The organism is Microcoleus sp. BM001215392, from assembly GCF_036700185.1.
Lineage (GTDB): Bacteria > Cyanobacteriota > Cyanobacteriia > Cyanobacteriales > Microcoleaceae > Microcoleus.
In genome coordinates this window covers 1-3,072 of sequence record NZ_JAUBOJ010000577.1, presented here as the reverse complement: position 1 = coordinate 3,072, position 3,072 = coordinate 1, and the positions used below count along the sequence as shown (strand labels likewise).

Sequence of the window (3,072 nt, the reverse complement as noted above, 5' to 3'; positions counted from 1 at the left end):
TATTCTATTTTAGCGCCATTTCTTACCAATCATTATCAGGGCGATCGCACCCAACGCACCAAATAGAAATCCCCAACCAATACTAGACCAAAAAACGGTATTCACATCCAGATTTTGTCCAGCTTTAATTTGGCCTGCATAAACACTCGCGTAAACCCCACTCGTCGCAATTCCCACACCCACGGCTCCAATTGTAACATTCAAAGTGCGATCGCTCTTCGCCCTCTCAATCTCAATAATCCCCTCAATCGTCTGAATCGCATTTTCTAGCAACCTCAAACCCGCACTCAAACTCCGATTATCCGCCGCCACTTGCCAAACATACTTCTCCTTCGCAAAATCGCTGAAACTAGCCATAAACTTGAAAGCTTCGGCATCGTTTACCATCTTCTCACCGATGGTTTTCAGCCGTCTCTTATAATTTTTTAGATTAGTTTTGATTGTATTTTCTTGCTCTTCCAACCTGCTGATATAATTAGCATAAACCGAGAAGATTGTCAAGGAATTGACCAGACTTTGCTGCAATTCCTTCAAGTCAACTTTCGGCGCATTCACCTGATTCGGGAGTTGAGTAACAATTTGTTGAATCGTCCGCGCAGCATCTTTCAAATCAGCCTTAAGTTGGCGGCTTTGAGTATAAGCCCAAATCACCTTATTGCGGAAGGCAAACAATCGCATTAAATGCACGTAAAGTTTAGCGACAGTCTTGCTAATATCGGCAATTGCTTGACCGTTATTGTAAGGAAACAAGCAAATTAAGACATGATAATTTTGACTGATATTGCCCCTATCTCCCGGTGGTAGCCACAATTCGTAAAAATCAGCACCTTTAAATTGCCCTGTGGCTTTTAAGTCTCTCTCCCATTTAGCATTCGGGAATAGATTGAGTTTGCTGTAGCAATTTTTAGCAGTTTCTAAAGCATCTTGGTTGTCAGCAGTTAATTGTCCCCAAACCAGCCAACTTTGACCAATTGTCGCAGGTGGATTGACACGGGAAATTACCTGTTGTTTCAGCCATTCCAAATCGTCGATTTCTTTCGGTGCAAATCTCTTGTCTGCGTCGGGTTCTATTTTTCCAGACAAGTCAAATTGTGCCGCATAGGTATCACCGATTTTCACGGGATAAGCATAGCCATCGAGGGGAGACTCAAAGGCTGCGAATTTTTTGTCGCCGAGTAACTCGATATAGTCAGCAGTTTCTGTTTCAGCTTGCTTGAGATTTTCTAATTGTGGCGCAGGGATGTTGTCGCCATAAATCTTTTGCCAAAACTGTGCGCGATTTTGGCTAATCTTGTCCTCATTTTGCCCGATACCGTCTGCTAAATCGTAGACAAACAAATCGACAGTCGGGTAGATTAGCCAATTCTCGTTACTCATGGACTTTTTAGGTGACTAGGGAAACAGCAATATCTATGAGTATTAACTTAAGGTCAAATCGGTAGTCCAACAGTCCAACAGGGGTTGAAACCCCTGTCTCAAAGCTAAAGTCCTCTAAAAGAGGACTGAAAAGCAGAATTTTTCAACTCATTAGTCCTCTTTAGAGGACTTTCGCTATGAGACAGGGAATTGATTCCCTGGCGGACTCGTGGAGGAGTCCGAAGACTGGCGGACTCACAGCTTAACTTGACACCAATTAGCAATGCCATTGCGCTACAAAATTTTACATTAACGATAAGATTGTATCTCGACTTGCTTGCACAGAATCCCCAGCTTGCAAAATCTTTCCGAGGAATCCTCCAAACCCGCGCGGCTCGATTTTTTCCTCGATTTTCTTGATAATTTCTGGTAAATTTGTCAAGTCTCTGATGTCGCTAGCGCTGTTATCAGTTTCAATATTAGTAGTGTTGTTTATTTCAGATTCAGCATTCGGCAAAATACCTAATCCTTTGCTGCGTTCGTTGCTATGATTCGCTAACCAGACACGATTATTTTGATAAGCTGTTAGCAGAGGAGGATGCAGTTTTGTCAGTCTTAGAATATCGATAATTGTCAAATTTTCACCTATTTTATTGCACTCAGATTGGACTGTTGCGGGCAAAGGTTCAGTCTGTTGGACTAGGGCCACAATAAAAGCTTGGAAAATCTCGTCTTGCGTGTCGTTCATAATCCTGTGATTGTAAAGGCAGCCCAGTAGTAGGGATGCTGATAAGGTGGATCTAATTCCATTGTAACCAATGCTAGGCGATCGGTTTCCAAAGAATCGATTAAGATAACTTCAACTTCAGAAAGTTCGGGGCTGTTTGCGGAAATCTTGTCAATTTCCCCTTGATACCAGGCGGCTAAATCCTCGCGGGTAGATTCTCGCAGCCATTTTTGAGCATTTGCTAAGGCGACGGGTAGAGAATCGCCGGCTTCTCGCCACTGTCGGTAAAAATAAATCATTAATAAGGTACTCGCGCCGGATTCTACGGGCCACAGGGTACTGACGACACAGCCAACTCCGGCGCGCATAAAACCGCTAGTCAATCCCACATATTCGGCGAGAATTGTTTGTTTGTCTGTCAAGGCGGTTTCGCAGGCGGGAAGGCAGATTAATTCGTAGTTGCTGAGGTCATGTTTGATAATTTCTCTGACTGTTAATCGGTGGTTGCCGCTTAAGTATAAAGTAGATTCTAGGGGACGATCGAAATTATAGCTGCCGTGGCCCGTGAAGTGAAAAATATTGTGTCGTTGTTGCAATAATGTTTCGACTGCATCGAGGGTGGCTGCGTCTTCTTGGAGTCGGGTGGATTTGTCGAACATTCGGCAAATAATTTCCGATTCGATTTCGGCGGCGGGGAGAGGGGCGAGTCTTTTTTGTTCGCCGTTTTTATCGGTAATTACGCTGTGGGGATTTTCGATGCTGAGGATGGAAAGAACCCCCCTAGCCCCCCTTGCTAAGGGGGGGACAGGAGTGTTCAAAGTTTCGCTGGTTAAGGGAGGAATCTGTTCATTCAAAGTCCCCCTTCTTAAGGGGGATTTAGGGGGATCGGAATTTGGAGGTAAGTCAGAGATTTCGGCTGGGTTTCCAAGGTTTTGATCCCCCCTAACCCCCCTTAAGAAGCAGGGTGGATTAATTGTCGAGAGGTTAAA

Annotated in this window: 3 protein-coding genes; all 3 read right to left on the bottom strand. The window is 44.2% G+C overall.

The genetic code is table 11. The annotated features are described in order from the left end of the window. Nucleotides 1-9 precede the first annotated feature (9 nt). The 3 genes from QT974_RS32875 to QT974_RS32865 all read right to left on the bottom strand — a co-directional run bounded on the left by QT974_RS32875 (nucleotide 10) and on the right by QT974_RS32865 (nucleotide 2,937). On the bottom strand, nucleotides 10-1,377 hold the full coding sequence (locus QT974_RS32875; RefSeq protein ID WP_333472556.1) for a hypothetical protein: 1,368 nt from the start codon (nucleotides 1,375-1,377) through the stop codon (nucleotides 10-12). Nucleotides 1,378-1,660: 283 nt separating this feature from the next. Continuing rightward, nucleotides 1,661-2,104, bottom strand: coding sequence for a hypothetical protein (locus QT974_RS32870; protein WP_333472555.1), 444 nt, complete (start codon nucleotides 2,102-2,104; stop codon nucleotides 1,661-1,663). Then, on the bottom strand, nucleotides 2,101-2,937 hold the full coding sequence (locus QT974_RS32865) for a CHAT domain-containing protein (protein ID WP_333472554.1): 837 nt from the start codon (nucleotides 2,935-2,937) through the stop codon (nucleotides 2,101-2,103). Before QT974_RS32865 ends, QT974_RS32870 begins: the two co-directional genes overlap by 4 nt. Nucleotides 2,938-3,072: the final 135 nt, after the last annotated feature.